Below are 17,746 nucleotides of genomic sequence, written 5' to 3' on the forward strand. Positions count from 1 at the left end.
TTGGCCGCATGGGTAGGCCCGCCCCGGGCATGGGGAATGGTGTGGTCGATGTCGCAGTCGAGGGCGGGGCGGTCATAGCCGGGCCGGCGGCACGTCAGGTCGCGGCAGCGCACGAAGTCTGCCAGCGCCTTGGACGGGGTGTAGCCGGGTTCGGGTGGGCTATCCCCGGGATGGACCAGCGGCACCTGTGTGGCGGTGCCGGCCAGCTCGGACACCAGTTCCGGGCCGATCAGCCCGTCGGCGCGCACCAGTGATCCCGGCGTGTCGCCCCCGCCCAGGGTGGCCTGCTCGGCGATCACGTGGATCAACACCGGCGCGGTCTTGGGCCGCTGACCGCCCGCGGGGCAGTCGGGGCGCCCACAGAGACATCCCAGCCGCTCGGCCCCACCCGCCAGGGCGCCCAGGGCATCGGCGCGGCGCTGATCCTGGGTGCGCGGGTCATTCGCGCAGACGGTGGCCGCGATCGCGGCCAGCCTCTTGTCCAGGGCGTGGGCGTGCGGGATCAACACGGTGCCGCGCAGCTCGGCCAGCCCGCCGACACGCTCATCGAGCCATACCCCGCGCTCGGATTGCTCCTCGCGGCGCCGGCGCACCGCATCGGCATCAGCCCGGGCCACGACCTTGTCGACAGCCCCGGCCAACCGGGACCAGGTCAGCGAGGGCCAGCGCGCCACGGCCAGCGCCAACTCGGCATCCACGGCGGCCAGCACATCGGGATCGGTGATCAGATCGGTGCGGTACACGATCGTCGCGAAAAACCGGAAATCGATGTCCCCGGCGGCGAACACCGCCCCCACCTCGGGGAGGCGTTCGCGCATCGCGCGCGTAGTGCACCCGGCTGCCCGCCAAACCCTGGCTGATCCGCAACGCGGCGGCCACCTCGGCGGCCACCGCCGCCATCGTGTCGATGGCCCAGTCCTCGTCCTCGGCACAGCGTGAAAGCCGGTAGGCGAACAACTCCCCGACCGCCACCAACTGCGCGGCTGCCGCCCGATTCTCCGCCCGGGTGGCCGCACAAATCCGCCCCACCAACCCCGCCGACTCGGCCGTCACCGAGGGATGACACCGCTCGAAATGCTCATCCAGCGCGGCGATCGAGTCCGGAGGAGGCCGCATCCCCGAACCATCTTCGAACATGAGTTCGACAATAGTGGAAGGCTCTGACAGAACGGGCCCGCCGTCCCGGCGTCAGCGCCCTAGCTGCGAAACCACCTCGTCGACAACCGAATCGACCGGCACCGGCACCTGCTCGCCGGTCGAAAGGTCCTTCATCCCGACCGTGCCGGCCTCGAGGTCGCGGTCCCCGGCCACGAGGGCGAAACGGGCGCCCGAGCGGTCGGCGGCGCGCATGGCCCCCTTGAGGCCCCGGTCGCCGTAGGCCAGGTCGACGCGCACACCGGCCCCACGCAGCCGCGCGGCCAGCACCGCCAGCCGCAACTTGGCGGCCTCGCTCAACGGCACGGCGAACACGTCGCAGCGCGTCGTGTCCCCCGCGCTCTTACCCTCGGCCCGCAGCGCCAGCAGCGTGCGATCCACACCCAGCCCGAAACCGATGCCGGACAGGTCCTGGCCGCCGAGCCGGCGCATCAGGCCGTCGTAGCGGCCGCCGCCGCCGATGCCGGACTGCGCGCCCAGGCCGTCGTGCACGAACTCGAACGTGGTCTTGGTGTAGTAGTCCAAGCCGCGCACCATGCGCGGGTTGATCGCGTACGGCACGCCCAAGGCGTCCAGGTGGGCCAGCACGGTGTCGAAGTGCGCCTTGGCGACGTCGGACAGATGGTCGAGCAGCACCGGCGCACCGGCCGTCATCGCCCGCACCTGCGGCCGTTTGTCGTCGAGCACGCGCAGCGGGTTGATCTCGGCGCGCCTGCGGGTGTCCTCGTCGAGGTCGAGCCCGAACAGGAACTCCTGCAACAACTCCCGGTACTGCGGGCGGCAGGTCTCATCGCCCAGGGAGGTGATCTCCAGCCGGAACCCGTCCAGGCCCAGCGCGCGGAAGCCGGCGTCGGCGACGGCGATCACCTCGGCGTCCAGCGCCGGGTCGTCGACGCCGATCGCCTCCACGCCGACCTGCTGCAGCTGCCGGTAGCGCCCGGCCTGCGGACGCTCGTAGCGGAAGAACGGGCCGGCGTAACACAGCTTGACCGGCAGTGCGCCGCGGTCCAGACCGTGCTCGATCACCGCGCGCATCACCCCGGCGGTCCCCTCGGGCCGCAGCGTGACCGAGCGGTCGCCGCGGTCGCCGAAGGTGTACATCTCCTTGGACACCACGTCGGTGGACTCCCCGACGCCGCGCGCGAACAGCGCCGTGTCCTCGAAGATGGGCAGCTCGATGGCGCCGTAACCGGCCCGACGGGCGGCGCCGAGCAAACCGTCACGCACGGCCACGAACTGCGCCGAATCCGGCGGGACATAGTCCGGCACCCCCTTGGGGGCGGAGAACGCCGTAAATTCCGTCACGGGCTCAGGCCCTCGAGGAAGGGATTGTGCCGGCGCTCGGCGCCGATGGTGGTGGCGTTGCCGTGGCCGGGCAGCACCACGGTCTTGTCGTCGAGCACCAGCAGCTTACCGGCGATGGAGGTCAGCAGGTCGCGGCCGCTGCCGCCGTGCAGGTCGGTGCGGCCCACGGAGCGCTCGAACAGGGTGTCGCCGGTGAACACCACGTCGGCGTCGGCGGCACCCGCCTGAAGGACCCGGAAGACGACCGAGCCGCGGGTGTGCCCTGGGGTGTGATCCACGTTGACGCTGACACCGCCCAGGTCGAGCTTGTCGCCGTCGCGATCCAGCTCCACCACCTGCCTGGGCTCGCGGAAGAACGCCCCCGCGACCACCTGCGCCAGCCGCGGTCCCAGGCCGTAGATCGGGTCTTTGAGCATGAACCGGTCCTCGGGATGGATGTAGGTGGGGCAGCCGAAGGTGTCGGAAACCTTCTGCGCCGACCACATGTGGTCGATGTGCCCGTGGGTGAGCAGCACCGCGGACGGCGTCAGCCGATGCTCGTCGAGGATGCGGCGCAGCGGGCTCATGGCACGCTGCCCCGGATCCACCACGACGGCATCGCTTCCGGGCCGCTCGGCCAGGACGTAGCAGTTGCACTGCAACATCCCGGCAGGAAATCCGGTGATCAACACGGTTCCCAGTTTCCCATGGGGCCGCGTGTCACCGGTCGCGGCGCCCACATTAGCCTGAGTTTTCGTGCCGACCAATGAACAGCGACGCGCCACAGCCAAACGCAAATTGGAGCGGCAGCTCGCGCGCCGCGCGAAACAGGCCCGAATGCGCCGGATCTTGGTGATCGCCGCCGGCGCGGTCGTTTCGGTCGCCGTGATCACCGCGTTGGCGCTGGCAGTCGTCAACAACCGTCACGAACACGACAGCGGGGGCAGCACCGCGGCACCCGCCACGACCACCACCACGGGCAGCCCGGCGCAGACGAGCACAGCCGCGTCCCCGCAAGCCGGGTCGGTTCCGCCGTTGCCGCCGTTCACGCCGTCGGCCAACCTGGGCGCCGACTGCCAGTACCCGGCGACCGGAGAGCCGGCCGCCAAGGATGTCAAGCCGCCACGCACCGGCAAAGTGCCCACGGAACCCGCGCAAGTGAGCGCGAGCATGATGACCAACCAGGGTCCGGTCGGCCTGATGCTGGCCAACAACGAATCCCCCTGCACCGTCAACAGCTTCGCCAGCCTGGCACAGCAGAAGTACTTCGACGGGACCCAGTGCCACCGGCTGACCACGTCCCCGACGCTGGGCGTCCTGCAGTGCGGCGACCCGACAGCCAAGGGCACCGGCGGCCCCGGTTATCAGTTCGCCAACGAGTACCCGACCGACCAGTACCCGCCCAACGACCCCAAGCTCGACCAGCCGGTGTTGTATCCGCGCGGCACGCTGGCGATGGCCAACGCCGGTCCGGGCACCAACGGCAGCCAGTTCTTCCTGGTCTACAAGGACTCCGAGCTGCCGCCCAAATACACGGTGTTCGGCACGATCCAGGCCGACGGGCTGGCCACCCTCGACAAGATCGCCGACGCCGGCGTCGCCGGTGGCGGTGAGGACGGGCAGCCGGCCAGCGAGGTCACGATCACGTCGCTGTTGCTCGACTGACGCGAGCGCGGCGGTCGTCACCGAGCCTGCGGTCAGCGCGTTTCTTCGGCCGAAACCACCCGCTGTGTGCAGGCTCGGCGCGGTAGCCGCGGGCTCGGCCGTCAGGCCGCGGACGTCACCCGGTAGACGTCGTACACGCCCTCGACGTTGCGCACCACGTTGAGCAGGTGCCCGAGATGCTTGGGATCGCCCATCTCGAAGGTGAACCGGCTGACCGCCACCCGGTCGCCTGACGAGGTGGTCACCGATGCAGACAGGATGTTCACCTTCTCGTCGGCCAGCACGCGGGTGATGTCGGAGAGCAACCGGTGGCGGTCGAGTGCCTCGACCTGAATGGCCACCAGGAAAACCGACGACGCCGACGGCGCCCACCGCACCTCGATGATGCGCTCGGACTGCTGCTGCAACGACGCGGCGTTGGTGCAGTCGGTGCGGTGCACGCTGACGCCGCCGCCGCGGGTGACGAAACCCATGATCGCATCGCCCGGCACCGGCGTGCAGCACTTGGCCAGCTTGGTCAGCACTCCCGGCGCGCCCGGGACCGAGACGCCGACGTCTTCGTTGCTGCGCGGGCGGCGCAGCATGGTCGTCGGCGTGGACCGCTCCGCCAGCTCTTCTTCGGCCTGGTCGATTCCACCGAGTTCGGCCAGCAGCCGTTGCATCGCGTGCTTGGCCGATACGTGTCCCTCGCCGATCGCGGTGTAGAGCGCAGACACGTCGGCGTAGTGCAACTCGCGGGCGACCGCCGCCATGGAGCCGCCGTTGACGAGGCGCTGCAACGGAAGCCCGCCGCGGCGAACCTCACGGGCGATGGCCTCCTTGCCGGCCTCCAAAGCTTCCTCGCGGCGCTCCTTGGCGAACCACTGCCGGATCTTCGCCTTGGCCCGCGGCGACACCACGAACTGCTGCCAGTCGCGCGAGGGCCCGGCGTTGGGCGCCTTGGAGGTGAAAACCTCGACGACTTCGCCGTTTTCGAGCTTGCGCTCCAGCGCCACCAAGCGCCCGTTGACCCGGGCGCCGATGCAGCGGTGACCGACCTCGGTGTGCACGGCGTAGGCGAAGTCCACCGGCGTCGACCCGGTCGGCAGCGTGATGACATCCCCCTTGGGGGTGAAGACGAAGAGCTCCTGCACCGCGAGGTCGTAGCGCAAGGACTCCAGGAACTCACCCGGGTCCGCCGCTTCGCGCTGCCAGTCGAGCAGCTGACGCATCCAGGCCATGTCGTCGATCTCGGCGACGGCATGCGGATGCGGAATGCCGTTGCGGCCCTTGGCTTCCTTGTAACGCCAGTGCGCGGCGATCCCGTATTCGGCGGTGCGGTGCATGTCGCGGGTGCGGATCTGGATTTCGAGCGGCTTGCCCTCCGGCCCGACGACGGTGGTGTGCAACGACTGGTACACACCGTATCTGGGCTGGGCGATGTAGTCCTTGAAGCGCCCGGCCATCGGCTGCCACAGCGAGTGGACCACGCCGACAGCTGCATAGCAGTCCCGGACCTCGTCGCACAGGATGCGGATGCCGACCAGATCGTGGATGTCGTCGAAGTCGCGCCCCTTGACGATCATCTTCTGGTAGATCGACCAGTAGTGCTTGGGGCGGCCCTCCACGGTCGCCTTGATCTTCGAGGCACTGAGCGTGTTGGTGATCTCGGCGCGCACCCGGGCCAGGTAGGTGTCGCGGGATGGCGCACGGCCGGCAACGAGCCGGACGATCTCCTCGTACTTCTTGGGATGCAGGATCGCGAACGACAGATCTTCCAGTTCCCACTTCACGCTCGCCATACCGAGCCGGTGAGCAAGGGGGGCAATCACTTCGAGCGTCTCGCGGGCCTTGCGCGCCTGCTTCTCCGGTGGCAGGAAACGCATCGTGCGCATGTTGTGCAGCCGGTCGGCGACCTTGATCACCAACACCCGGGGATCGCGGGCCATCGCGGTGATCATCTTGCGGATGGTCTCGCCTTCGGCGGCGCTGCCCAGCACCACGCGGTCCAGCTTGGTCACACCGTCGACGAGATGGCCGACCTCGTCGCCGAACTCCTCGGAGAGCGCCTCGACGGTGTACCCGGTGTCCTCGACGGTGTCGTGCAACAACGCGGCGACCAGCGTGGTGGTGTCCATGCCCAGCTCGGCCAGGATGCTGGCCACCGCCAGCGGGTGGGTGATGTAGGGGTCGCCGGAATGGCGGTACTGCGTGGCGTGCCGCTCGTCGGCCACCTCGAAAGCTCGCTGCAGCAACTGCGTGTTCGCCTTGGGATAGACCTCCCGGTGCACCGCGACCAGCGGCTCCAGCACGGGGTTGAGGGTGCTGCGCTGGGCGGTCATCCGGCGGGCCAGCCGGGCCCGGACCCGGCGCGAAGCGCGGCTGCCGGTCTTGGGGATATCGGCGGGAGGCTGGGGTGTCTCCTCGTCGGCCGGCGGCGCAACGGTTTGCGCCGCGCGCTGATCATCCGTCACGGTGGTCACCTCCGACTCCGAGGATATCGCCAAGGCGGCCCCGCTAGGCACAGCTCAGGCTGTGCACCGGCAGCGGCGCCACCGCGGCGCGACCGCCCAGCGCGGCCAGTTCCACCACCACCCCGGCCCCCGTCACGCGCGCCCCGGCGCGCTCCAGCAACCGGGCCGCCGCAGCGAACGTGCCGCCGGTGGCCAGCACGTCGTCGACGAGAAAGACGCTGCGGTCCCGCAGGTGAAGGCCATCGGCGGGAATCTCGATACAGGCATCGCCGTACTCCCTGGTGTAGTTCTCACCGAGCACCGGGGGCGGCAGCTTTCCGCTCTTGCGGATCGCCAGCACACCGGTCTTCAGCCGGGTGGCCACGGCCGCGCCGACCAGAAACCCCCGGGAGTCGATGCCGGCCACCAGGTCCGCGCCGGACGCCGTGCCCGCCAGCGCGTCCGTCACCGCCGCCAGCGCATCGCGGTCGGCGAACAGCGGGGTGAGGTCCTTGAACTGCACGCCGGGCTTGGGAAAGTCCGCGACCCTCCGGGTCAGTGACGCGATCAGGTCGGCCAGCGCAGCCGACGGCGCGGTCGTATCGGAACGTGTCATGCAAACCTCATCGCACCAGAAACCTCATTGCACCGGGAACCTCATTGCACCAGGGCCCATCGATCCATGTTCCAGCCCACGCCCCAGCGGGTCGGATTCTTGGTCACCGCGTACATCTTCTTCGACCTCAACAGCGTGCGTTGCTGTCGATAGAGAGGCAAAGTCGGCATGTCCCCCCACAGTACCGGCGCCGCCTCCGCCACCAGTCGGGCCCGCTCGGCGGGGTCGGCGGATACGGCAAGCCCGCCGATGATGCCGTCGACCTGATCGTTCGCGAACCCGGACAAGTTGTTGCCGTTACCCCTGTGCAGGTCGTAGGCGTCCATCGCCGACGACCCGGTCGATCCGCTGCCGCTGGCGCCGCCGGTGCTGGCCAGCAACACGTCGACCTTCCCGTCCCGCAGCGCCTGCGGCCCCGAGGAATCCAGGGTCACACCGGCGACGGTGACACCGGCCGCGGCGCACGATGTGGTGATCGTCCCCACGGTGACCGCCAACCGCGCGTTGGGCCCGTGGTAGCCGATCCGCACGGTCAACGGCGCACTGCCGAGCGCACCGCGGGCGGCGCCGGGATCGGCCCTGCTGAAGCGTTCGGCGTCGGCGCCGGCCTCCCCCCTGGCGACCGCGTCGTCGATGGCCGGCTCCAGCCGCGAGTTGGCGATCGGCACCCCCGCGTCGCGGGCGATCGTGTCGCGCGGGGTACAGAGGGCGAACGCACGGCGGTTCGCCGGCTGCGCCAGCGGCCCCCGCGGCGCGAAGATCAGCTGCTCGACGCCGTCCGACGGCGAGTTGTCGCGCTCGTAGTCGTCCGGGGTGGCCAGCGCCCCGGCCGAACCGGTCGCCACATCGACCACGTCGACGCTGCGGCTGTTGACCCGGTCCTGGATGTCGGCGCCCTGCGGCCGCACGATCACCCGTTTCGTGATCGCGCGGGGGCCCCACCACCGGTCGTTGGCAACGAGCACCACCGCGCCGCCGTCGAGGACCGATTCGATCTTGTACGGCCCCGACGACGGAAAACGCCGGAGATCGAGCCCGGGCTTGAGGTCCCAGGTGGTGTTCCAGAGTCGGGCGATCTGTTCGACCATTCGCTCATCGTTGTTCAGCAGGGCCGCGGTCACGTCGGTGTGCAGCTGGTCGGCGATGACGTGCGACGGCATCATCGAGGTCGCAGTGAACAGCTGCACGTAGTCGACGACGCCGCGGTCCGGCGCGAAGGACACGCGGGCCTTCTTCTGGCCCGGCTTGCAGTCGACGTTCGCGATGTCGATGTAGCCACCCTGGGTGGCCGCGTCGAAGCCGGGAAACCGGCCGGACTGGGCCGCCCAGGCCAGGACGAGATCGTCACAGGTCACCGGCTTGCCGTCGGAGTAGACGGCTTTGTCGGCGATCTGGTAATCGAGCACCAGCGGCGCCCCGTCCACGAGCGAGACAGTGCCGAAGTCGTGGTCGGCCACCACCTGCCCGTCCGGCCCGTGGTAGCCGAAGCCGGTGAGGGTGCGGGCGAAGGCCTGGGCACCGGCCGACGCTGCCCCCGCGACGGTATTGGTGTTGTAGGTGACCAGCGAGCCGTCGACCACGTAGTCGACCTGCGACGCGGCACTGCCCGAACACCCGGTCAACGTCATTGCGCCCGTCAGCACCGCGGCCAGAGCAACGATCGCCCATCCGCGCCAGCCGGCCATGCTGACTACCTCCGGCCGGCGTTTCGCTTGCCGCTCGGACGCCGGGTGCCGGCGGGCCGCGCGGGCCGGGCGCCCGGGGCGGGCTTGTTCGGGGCGGGCTTGCCGGACCCTTCGGCTTCCGTGGCAGCCGCCGTGCTGTCCTGCGCGGGTTCGGTGTCGCCGCCGGAATCCGCCGTCTCCGTCATCGCGGCCGCATCCTCGCCGTCCCCGCGGCGACGCATGACCCGGCGGGTGTGGGTGCGCACCAGCGCGGTGCGCTCGCGCAGGGTGACCAGCAACGGCGTCGCGAAGAAGATCGAGGAGTAGGTGCCGATCACGATGCCGATCAGCTGTACCAGCGCCAGGTCTTTCAAGGTGCCGACACCCAGCAGCCAGACCGCGATCACCATCAGCGACAGCACCGGCAGCACACCGATCAGGCTGGTGTTGATCGAGCGCATGAAGGTCTGGTTGATCGCCAGGTTGGCCTGCTCGGCGAAGGTGCGCCGGGTGGTGTGCTGGAACCCGTGGGTATTCTCCTCGACCTTGTCGAACACGATGACGGTGTCGTAGAGGGAGAACCCGAGGATTGCCAGCAGGCCGATGACCGTGGCGGGGGTGACCTCGAAGCCGACCAGCGAGTAGACGCCCGCGGTGACGGTCAGGTCGAAGAACATCGCCGCGATCGCCGACAGCGTCATGTAGCGCTCGTAGCGCACGGTGATGTAGAGGGCGACCAGCGCCAGGAACACCACCAGCGCGATCAGCGCCTTGCTGGTGATCTGGTCGCCCCAGGTCTCTGACACTGCGGAGTCGCTGATGGACTGCTTGCTGGGCTTGCCGTCGGCGCCCTTCGGCTGGAACGCGTCGAACAGTGCGTTGCGCAGCCGGCTGGTCTGGTCGTTGGACAGCGTCTCCGAACGGATTTGAACGGTCGCCGAGGCGCCGTTGCCGACGACGACCACCGATTCCGGGTCCTTGCCGACGGTCTTGTTGAAGACCTCCGCGACCTTGGAGATCTGGGCGTCACCGCGTGGCATCGACACCGTCGTGCCGCCGTTGAAGTCGATGCCGAAGGTGAACCCGCGCACCAGGATGCTGACGATCGCGACCGCCACGATCGCGCCGCTGATGCCGAACCACAGCCGGCGCCTACCCACCACCTCGAACGCCCCGGTGCCGGTGTAGAGCCGCGTGACGAAGCTGCGGCGGGCCGGTTGGGTGATGCTCTCGGTCAGCTCCACAGCACCGCTGGATGCCGCAGCGTTTCCGGTCTTGTCTCGGGAAGCCATCGCGTTATGCCCGTCCCGTCTTCACCTGCGTGGCGGCCCGGCGTTCGCGGGCGACCTGCTGCACCGCGCCGAGGCCGTTGTAGGCCGGCTTGGCCAGCGTCGGGGATTTGGAGGCCAGATACACCAGCGGCCAGGTCACCAGGAACACCACCACCAGGTCGAGGATTGTGGTCAGGCCCAATGTGAACGCGAATCCCTTCACCTGGCCGATCGCCAGGAAGTAGAGCACCGCGGCGGCCAGGAAGGTGACGGCGTTGCCCGAGACGATCGTCTTGCGGGCCCGCGCCCAGCCTCGCGGCACCGCCGACCGGAACGAGCGACCCTCGCGGATCTCGTCCTTGATGCGCTCGAAGAACACCACGAACGAGTCGGCGGTGGTGCCGATACCGATGATCAGACCCGCGATGCCGGCCAGGTCCAGCGTGTAGTTGATATACCGGCCAAGCAGTACCAGGATCGCGAAAACCATCGCGCCCGAGGCGGTCAGGGACAACGCCGTCAACAACCCCAACACCCGGTAGTAGAGCAGCGAATACAGCAACACCAGGACCAGGCCGATGGCACCCGCGATGAGCCCCGCCCGCAGGGAGGTCAGCCCCAGCGTCGCCGACACGGTCTGGGCCTCCGACGACTCGAAGGACAGGGGTAGCGACCCGTATTTGAGGACGTTGGCCAGCTGGCGCGCCGAGCCGGCGGTGAACGGGGGGTCGCCGCCGGTGATCTGGGTACGGCCGCCGGGGATCGCTTCCTGGATCAGCGGCGCGCTGACCACCTGCGAGTCCAGCGTGAACGCCGTCTGGGTGCCGATGTGGGAGGCGGTGAAGTCGGCCCAGACACCGGCCGCCGACGGCTTGAACTGCAGGTCGACGACGTAACCGATGCCGTGCTGGTTCATGCCCGAGGTGGCGTTGGCGATCTGGTCACCACTGATGATCGACGGCGCCAGCAGGTACGCCGTGTTGTGGTCGGTGGAGCAGGTCACCAGGGGCAGGTTGGGGTCGTCGTTACCGGCGAGGATGTCGTCCTTGCCGCAGCGGGTGGCCTCGAACTGCAGGGCGAGGAACTGGATGCCCTGTTTGGTGCTCTGCCGCCACTTCTTCTCCGCGGCGATGCGCTGGGCGAGGTCCTTGCGCGGATCCGCCGGCGCGGGCTGCTCCCCGGGCGCAGGCCCTGCTACCGGGCCACCCGGCGCGGGCGGCGCCGGGCTCGGCGACGGCGGCGGGTCCTGCGGGTAGGGCCGGGGCTGGGCACCCGGGTGACCGCCCGGCGCGGGCGAGGACGGAGGCTTTGCCTCCGGAGCCCCCGGAGTCTGCTGCGCCGACGGCGCGGGTGCGCCGGGCGCGGGCGGGGTCCCCGGCGTGCCAACGGGCCCCGGCTCACCCTGTTGGGGCGGCTGGGGTTCGACGCTCTGCGCCGGCATCGAGTTGAGCACCGGCCGGATGTACAGCCGTGCGGTCTGCCCAAGGTTGCGGGCTTCGCTGCCGTCCTTCCCCGGCACCGTGATGACCAAGTTGTCGCCGTCGACGACGACCTCCGAACCCGAGACACCCAGCCCGTTGACCCGCGCACTGATGATCTCCTGCGCCTGCGCCAACGCCTCCCGGCTGGGGGCCGAGCCGTCGGGCGTCCGCGCCGTCAGGGTGACGCGGGTGCCGCCCTGCAGGTCGATGCCGAGCTTGGGGGCGGCACGCTTGTTGCCGGTCAGGAACACCAACAGGTACAAGCCCACGAGCAGGATCAAGAAAACTGACAGGTAGCGGGCAGGGTGCACCGGCGCCGAAGACGATGCCACGTTCCTTCTATCTCCTTGAGAATCGGTTTCGTACCCAGGACAGAGACCCCAGGACAGAGACCCCAGGACAGAGACTACGTGTCACCCTTGCGGGCATCGCGCAAGCGGTCCGGGTAGCCGGGAACCTGTCAGAAATTCTTGCGCAGCGGGCTTTCGCCGGAGGGGTCGGCGGCATCCCCGCGTTCGCCGGGGTCCGGCAACCCGCTCGAGGGTTCGTCTTCGTCGAGTTCGTCGAATTCGTCGAATTCGTCGGGCAGGATCCGGTCGCGAACGGCCAGTTTCATCCATCGGGTCACCACGCCGGGCGCGATCTCGAGCTCGACGGTGTCGTCGGCGATCGCGACGATGGTGGCTTCCATCCCTGAGGTGGTGTGCACCCGGTCCCCGGGGCGCAGCGACTCCTGCAGGTCGATGGTCGACTGCATCGCCCGCTTCTGGCGACGCGACGCGAAATACATGAACCCGCCCATGATGAGCAGGAACGGCAGGAACAGGACCAAACTCTCCATGGCGGCGCCCGTCTTTCGTCTCGGTGTGTCGACCCGGCGTCCAGTCTGCCCTCTCGGTGCGACAAGCCGCAGCTAGGCCCCACCGGCACCGGGCGCAGGCACTTTTCGGCGGCCCCGCCGCGCCCAGATAGGGTGGCTTTCGTGGCGCGAAAGGCGCGCCGCGGTGAGGAGGAGATCGTGGCCGGCCTCGAGCAGACTCGCCAGCTGGTCACCGAGATCCCCGGTCCCGCCTCGCTGGAACTGACCAGACGCCGGACCGCGGCGGTGTCGGCCGGTGTGGGCGTCACGATGCCGGTGTTCGCCGCGCGTGCCGCGGGCGGCATCGTCGAGGACGTCGACGGCAACCGGCTCATCGACCTGGGTTCGGGCATCGCGGTCACCACGATCGGCAACTCCGCGCCGCGCGTCGTGGACGCGGTGCGCGCGCAGGTGGCCGAGTTCACCCACACCTGCTTCATGGTGACGCCCTACGAGCAGTACGTCGCCGTCGCAGAGAAGCTCAACCGAATCACCCCGGGATCGGGCGAGAAGCGTTCGGTGCTGTTCAACTCCGGAGCCGAGGCGGTCGAGAACGCCATCAAGGTGGCACGGTCCTACACCCGCAAGCCCGCAGTCGTGGCCTTCGACCACGCCTACCATGGCCGCACCAACCTGGCCATGGCGCTCACCGCGAAGTCCATGCCCTATAAGAGCGGATTCGGACCGTTCGCGCCGGAGGTCTATCGGGCGCCGCTGTCCTACCCCTATCGCGACGGGCTGTCGGACAAGGAGATGGCCACCAACGGTGCACTGGCCGCCGAGCGGGCGATCGGCGTCATGGAGAAGCAGGTCGGTGCCGGCAACCTGGCCGCCGTGATCATCGAGCCGATCCAGGGCGAGGGCGGGTTCATCGTCCCGGCCGAGGGGTTCCTGCCCGCGCTGCTGGATTGGTGTCGCAGCAACGACGTGGTGTTCATCGCCGACGAGGTACAGACGGGCTTCGCCCGCACAGGTGCGATGTTCGCGTGCGAGCATGAGGGGCCACACGGTCTTGAGCCCGACCTGATCTGCACCGCAAAAGGCATCGCCGGCGGCCTTCCGTTGTCGGCCGTCACCGGCCGCGCCGAGATCATGGACGCCCCCCACGTCAGCGGTTTGGGCGGCACCTTCGGCGGAAACCCGGTGGTGTGCGCAGCGGCGCTGGCCACCATCGAGACCATCGAGCACGACAACCTCGTCGAGCGGGCCCGGCAGCTGGAACGGCTGATGATCGACCGGCTGACGCGGCTGCAGGCCAATGACGACCGGATCGGCGACGTCCGCGGCCGCGGCGCGATGGTCGCCGTCGAACTGGTGAAGTCGGGGACCGCGGACCCGGACGCCGCGCTGACCGGTCAGCTGGCGAGCGCTGCCCATGCGGCCGGGGTCATCGTCTTGACCTGTGGCATGTACGGGAACGTGATCCGGCTGTTGCCCCCACTGACCATCAGCGACGAATTGCTCGGCGAGGGACTCGACGTCCTGGCCGGAATCCTTTCCGAACTCTGACCCGGGGGGCACCGCGCATCGCTGCGCATCATCATTGCCGTGCGCCGATCGCCGTGGGCAAGCTCACATTTCCGGAACCTGCTCTTGGAGAAATTTAATTATGTTAGCTAACGTTCTAGGCAGAAGCGCGGAGCTGCGCAAATTACCTACTTAGATCCAAAACGCACAAGGAACTGTCTTATGTCGAAAACAACGCACGGGTCGAACACAACTCACGGGTCGAACACAACTCACGGGTCGAACACAACTCACGAAGAGTGGCTCGCGCGCCGCGTCGAGCACCTGACCGCAACCGACCCTCAGTTCGCCGCCACCCGACCGGACCCGGCCGTCGCCGAGGCCCTCGATCAGCCTGGTCTGGGGCTGTCACGGGTGATCCGGACCGTGCTGGAGCGCTATGCCGACCGGCCGGCCCTGGGGCAGCGCGTCGTGGAGTTCGTCGAACATCCCAGGACCGGACGCACGGTGCTCGAACTGCTCCCCCGCTTCGAGACCGTCACCTACGGTGAGCTGAACGAGCGGGCCGACGCGCTGGCGCGTGCCCTGACCGCAGACTCGGTGCGCCCCGGTGACCGGGTGGCTGTCCTGGGCTTCAACAGCGTTGACTTCACCACCATCGACGTGGCTCTGGGCCTGATCGGCGCGGTGTCGGTGCCGCTGCAGACCGGCTCGGCGATCACCCAGCTGCAACCGATCGCGACCGAGACCAAGCCCAGCACGATCGCGGCCAGCGTGAACCAGCTGCCCGTGGCCGTCGAGCTGATCCTGACAGGCCGCGAGAGCGGAATCGCGCCCGCCAAGCTCGTGGTGTTCGACTACCACCCGCAGGTCGACGACGAGCGCGAGGCCGTGGACACCGCCCGCGGGCGCCTGACGGGTACCGGGGTGGCCGTCGAGACGCTGGCCGAGGCCCTCGATCGCGGGAAGAGCCTTGCGGGCGGCCCGGATGCCGCGTCGGCCGACGAGCCGACCGAAGAGGACCCGCTGGCCCTGCTGATCTACACCTCCGGCAGTACCGGTGCCCCCAAGGGCGCGATGTATCCGCAGAGCAATGTGGCCAAGATGTGGTGCCGGTCGAGAAGGAACTGGTTCGGTCCCAGCGCCGCGTCGATCACCCTCAACTTCATGCCGATGAGCCACGTCATGGGTCGCGGGATCCTCTACGGCACGCTGGGCAACGGCGGCACCGCCTACTTCGCCGCCCGCAGTGACCTGTCGACGCTGCTGGAAGACCTCGCCCTGGTGCGGCCCACCGAGCTGAATTTCGTACCGCGGATCTGGGAGACGCTGTTCGGCGACTTCCAGCGCCAGGTGCAGCAGCGGCTCGCCGCGGGCGCCGCCGACCACGCGGAGGTGGAAGCCGCGGTGCTCGCCGAGCAGCGCCGGTATCTGCTGGGTGGGCGGTTCATCTTCGCGATGACGGGCTCGGCGCCGACATCCCCCGAGCTGCGGAACTGGGTGGAATCGCTGCTCGAGATGCACCTGATGGACGGCTACGGCTCCACCGAGGCCGGAATGGTGCTGTTCGACGGCGAGGTGCAGCGCCCGCCCGTCGTCGACTACAAGCTGATCGACGTTCCCGAGCTGGGCTACTTCGGCACCGACCGGCCGTATCCGCGCGGCGAGCTTGTGCTCAAGACCCTGAACATGTTCCCCGGCTACTACAAGCGGCCCGAGATCACCGCCGGGGTGTTCGGCGACGACGGGTACTACCGGACCGGAGACGTCTTCGCCGAGACCGGCCCGGACCGGCTGGCCTACGTCGACCGCCGCAACAACGTGCTCAAGCTCGCGCAGGGCGAGTTCGTCACCCTGGCCAAGCTGGAGGCCGCCTTCGGCAACAGCCCGTTGGTCCGACAGATCTACGTCTACGGCAACAGCGCCCAGCCCTATCTGCTGGCAGTGGTGGTGCCAACCGAAGACGCGCTGGCCGGTGTCGATGACCCGGCGGCGCTCAAGCCGCGGATCGCCGACTCGCTGCAGAAGGTCGCCAAAGAGACCGGGCTGCAGTCCTATGAGGTGCCGCGCGACTTCCTCGTCGAGACCACGCCTTTCACCGTGGAGAACGGCCTGCTCACCGGCATCCGGAAGCTGGCCTGGCCCAAACTCAAGGCGCATTACGGCGAGCGGCTGGAGCGGCTCTACGCCGAGCTGGCCGAGGGGCAGGCCAACGAACTCGTCGAGCTGCGCCGCAGCGGCGCCGAGGCGCCGGTGCTGCAGACGGTGAGCCGGGCTGCCGGCGCCCTGTTGGGCGCGGGTTCCTCCGAGCTGTCCCCCGACATCCACTTCACCGAGCTGGGCGGAGACTCGTTGTCGGCGTTGACGTTCGGCAACCTGCTGTACGAGATCTTCGACATCGACGTGCCGGTCGGCGTCATCGTCAGCCCGGCCAACGACCTGGCGGCCATCGCCGACTACATCGAGACCGAGCGGCGGGGCTCCAAGCGGCCCACGTTCGCCACCGTGCACGGGCGCGACGCGACGACGGTGCGGGCGAGCGACCTCACGCTGGACAAGTTCCTCGACGAGGAGACGCTGACCGCAGCGCCGAACCTGCCCGAGCCGTCCGCCGAGGTGCGCACGGTGCTGCTGACCGGCACCACCGGCTTCCTGGGCCGCTACCTGGCGCTGGACTGGCTGGAACGCATGGACCTCGTCGGCGGCACGGTGATCGCCCTGGTCCGGGCCCGCTCCGACGACGACGCGCGGGCCCGCCTGGACAAGACCTTCGGCGTCGGCTCACCCGAAGGCGACTCCGAGTTGCTCGCGCACTACCAGAAGCTGGCCGCCGACCATCTCGAGGTCATCGCCGGCGACAAGGGCGAGGCCAACCTCGGCCTGGACCCCCAGACGTGGCAGCGGCTGGCCGACACGGTCGACCTGATCGTCGACCCGGCTGCACTGGTCAACCACGTGCTGCCCTACAGCGAGCTGTTCGGCCCCAACGCACTGGGCACCGCCGAGCTGATCAAGATCGCGCTGACCACCAAGCGCAAGCCCTACACCTACGTGTCGACGATCGGTGTGGGCGACCAGATCGCGCCGGGACAGTTCGTCGAGGACGCCGACATCCGCCAGATCAGCGCCACCCGCGAGATCAACGACGACTACGCCAACGGCTACGGCACCAGCAAATGGGCCGGCGAGGTGCTGCTGCGCGAGGCGCACGACCTGTGTGGCCTGCCGGTCGCGGTGTTCCGCTGCGACATGATCCTGGCCGACACCACCTATGCGGGCCAGCTCAACCTGCCCGACATGTTCACCCGGCTGATGCTGAGCCTGGTGGCCACCGGGATCGCGCCAGGGTCGTTCTACGAGCTGGACGCCGACGGCAACCGGCCGCGCGCGCACTACGACGGCCTGCCCGTCGAGTTCATCGCCGCGGCGATCTCCACGCTGGGCGCGCAGGCGCTCGACAACGCCGACGCCTTCCAGACGTACCACGTGATGAACCCCTACGACGACGGCATCGGGCTCGACGAGTACGTCGACTGGCTCATCGAAGCCGGGTACCGGATCCACCGCGTCGGCGACTACGCGCAGTGGTTTCAGCGCTTCGAGACCGCGCTGCGGGCCCTGCCCGAGCGCCAGCGCCAGTACTCGCTGCTGCCGCTGCTACACAACTACGGCAAGCCCGAGAAGCCGCTGCGCGGGTCGCTGGCGCCGACCGACCGCTTCCGCGCCGCGGTGCAAGAAGCGAAGATCGGCCCGGACAAAGACATTCCGCATGTCACGGCGCCGGTCATCGTCAAGTACGCGACCGACCTGCAGTTGCTCGGATTGCTGTAACACCAGAGAAAAGCGGCGGGG

The 17,746-nt window shown here is 69.1% G+C and carries 11 protein-coding genes and 1 pseudogene; 3 read left to right on the top strand and 9 right to left on the bottom strand.

Going from position 1 to position 17,746, the window contains the following annotated elements:
* The 3 genes and pseudogenes from AC2VOK_RS02300 to AC2VOK_RS02310 form a co-directional block, all read right to left on the bottom strand.
* Positions 1-1,137 (bottom strand): annotated as a pseudogene (locus AC2VOK_RS02300) (13E12 repeat family protein); the annotation flags it as partial.
* Positions 1,138-1,188: 51 nt separating this feature from the next.
* Positions 1,189-2,460 (bottom strand): histidine--tRNA ligase, encoded by a 1,272-nt coding sequence (hisS, locus tag AC2VOK_RS02305; RefSeq protein ID WP_428899037.1) that lies wholly within the window; start codon positions 2,458-2,460, stop codon positions 1,189-1,191.
* Positions 2,457-3,131 (bottom strand): MBL fold metallo-hydrolase, encoded by a 675-nt coding sequence (locus AC2VOK_RS02310; RefSeq protein WP_421530388.1) that lies wholly within the window; start codon positions 3,129-3,131, stop codon positions 2,457-2,459. Before AC2VOK_RS02310 ends, hisS begins: the two co-directional genes overlap by 4 nt.
* 64 nt (positions 3,132-3,195) lie before the next feature.
* On the opposite strand from AC2VOK_RS02310, the gene AC2VOK_RS02315 reads away from it, so the two are divergent.
* The gene (locus AC2VOK_RS02315) at positions 3,196-4,104 is read left to right on the top strand and encodes a peptidylprolyl isomerase (RefSeq protein WP_428899038.1); all 909 of its coding nucleotides are present in this window, start codon (positions 3,196-3,198) and stop codon (positions 4,102-4,104) included.
* Positions 4,105-4,205: 101 nt separating this feature from the next.
* On the opposite strand, the gene AC2VOK_RS02320 is transcribed toward AC2VOK_RS02315, so the two are convergent.
* The 6 genes from AC2VOK_RS02320 to yajC form a co-directional block, all read right to left on the bottom strand.
* The gene (locus AC2VOK_RS02320) at positions 4,206-6,557 is read right to left on the bottom strand and encodes a RelA/SpoT family protein (RefSeq protein ID WP_428899039.1); all 2,352 of its coding nucleotides are present in this window, start codon (positions 6,555-6,557) and stop codon (positions 4,206-4,208) included.
* 43 nt (positions 6,558-6,600) lie between these two features.
* Positions 6,601-7,152: an adenine phosphoribosyltransferase gene (locus AC2VOK_RS02325; RefSeq protein ID WP_428899040.1), complete on the bottom strand. Its 552-nt coding sequence runs from the start codon at positions 7,150-7,152 to the stop codon at positions 6,601-6,603.
* Positions 7,153-7,193: 41 nt separating this feature from the next.
* Positions 7,194-8,837, bottom strand: a complete 1,644-nt coding sequence (locus tag AC2VOK_RS02330) for an ABC transporter substrate-binding protein (RefSeq protein WP_428899041.1) — start codon at positions 8,835-8,837, stop codon at positions 7,194-7,196.
* A 5-nt stretch (positions 8,838-8,842) separates the two neighbouring features.
* Positions 8,843-10,108, bottom strand: a complete 1,266-nt coding sequence (gene secF, locus AC2VOK_RS02335) for a protein translocase subunit SecF (protein ID WP_428899042.1) — start codon at positions 10,106-10,108, stop codon at positions 8,843-8,845.
* Positions 10,109-10,112: 4 nt separating this feature from the next.
* Complete coding sequence (gene secD / locus AC2VOK_RS02340) at positions 10,113-11,900, bottom strand: protein translocase subunit SecD (protein ID WP_428899043.1); 1,788 nt, start codon at positions 11,898-11,900, stop codon at positions 10,113-10,115.
* Positions 11,901-12,028: 128 nt separating this feature from the next.
* A complete protein-coding gene (yajC, locus tag AC2VOK_RS02345) occupies positions 12,029-12,409 on the bottom strand; it encodes a preprotein translocase subunit YajC (RefSeq protein WP_428899044.1) in 381 nt (126 codons plus the stop codon).
* Positions 12,410-12,586: 177 nt separating this feature from the next.
* Here yajC and gabT point away from each other — a divergent pair, with 177 nt between their 5' ends.
* Both gabT and car read left to right on the top strand, forming a co-directional pair.
* Positions 12,587-13,936, top strand: coding sequence for a 4-aminobutyrate--2-oxoglutarate transaminase (gene gabT / locus AC2VOK_RS02350; RefSeq protein WP_428899064.1), 1,350 nt, complete (start codon positions 12,587-12,589; stop codon positions 13,934-13,936).
* Positions 13,937-14,116: 180 nt separating this feature from the next.
* On the top strand, positions 14,117-17,725 hold the full coding sequence (gene car / locus AC2VOK_RS02355) for a carboxylic acid reductase (RefSeq protein ID WP_428899045.1): 3,609 nt from the start codon (positions 14,117-14,119) through the stop codon (positions 17,723-17,725).
* The last annotated feature ends 21 nt before the right edge of the window (positions 17,726-17,746 follow it).

The organism is Mycobacterium sp. TH-M116 (assembly GCF_057473685.1).

Bases quoted from the DNA above. Each gene is read 5' to 3' on its own strand.
- AC2VOK_RS02325 (WP_428899040.1), bottom strand. From the start codon at position 7,152: ATGACACGTTCCGATACGACCGCGCCGTCGGCTGCGCTGGCCGACCTG.
- AC2VOK_RS02330 (WP_428899041.1), bottom strand. From the start codon at position 8,837: ATGGCCGGCTGGCGCGGATGGGCGATCGTTGCTCTGGCCGCGGTGCTG.
- secF (WP_428899042.1), bottom strand. From the start codon at position 10,108: ATGGCTTCCCGAGACAAGACCGGAAACGCTGCGGCATCCAGCGGTGCT.
- yajC (WP_428899044.1), bottom strand. From the start codon at position 12,409: ATGGAGAGTTTGGTCCTGTTCCTGCCGTTCCTGCTCATCATGGGCGGG.
- car (WP_428899045.1), top strand. From the start codon at position 14,117: ATGTCGAAAACAACGCACGGGTCGAACACAACTCACGGGTCGAACACA.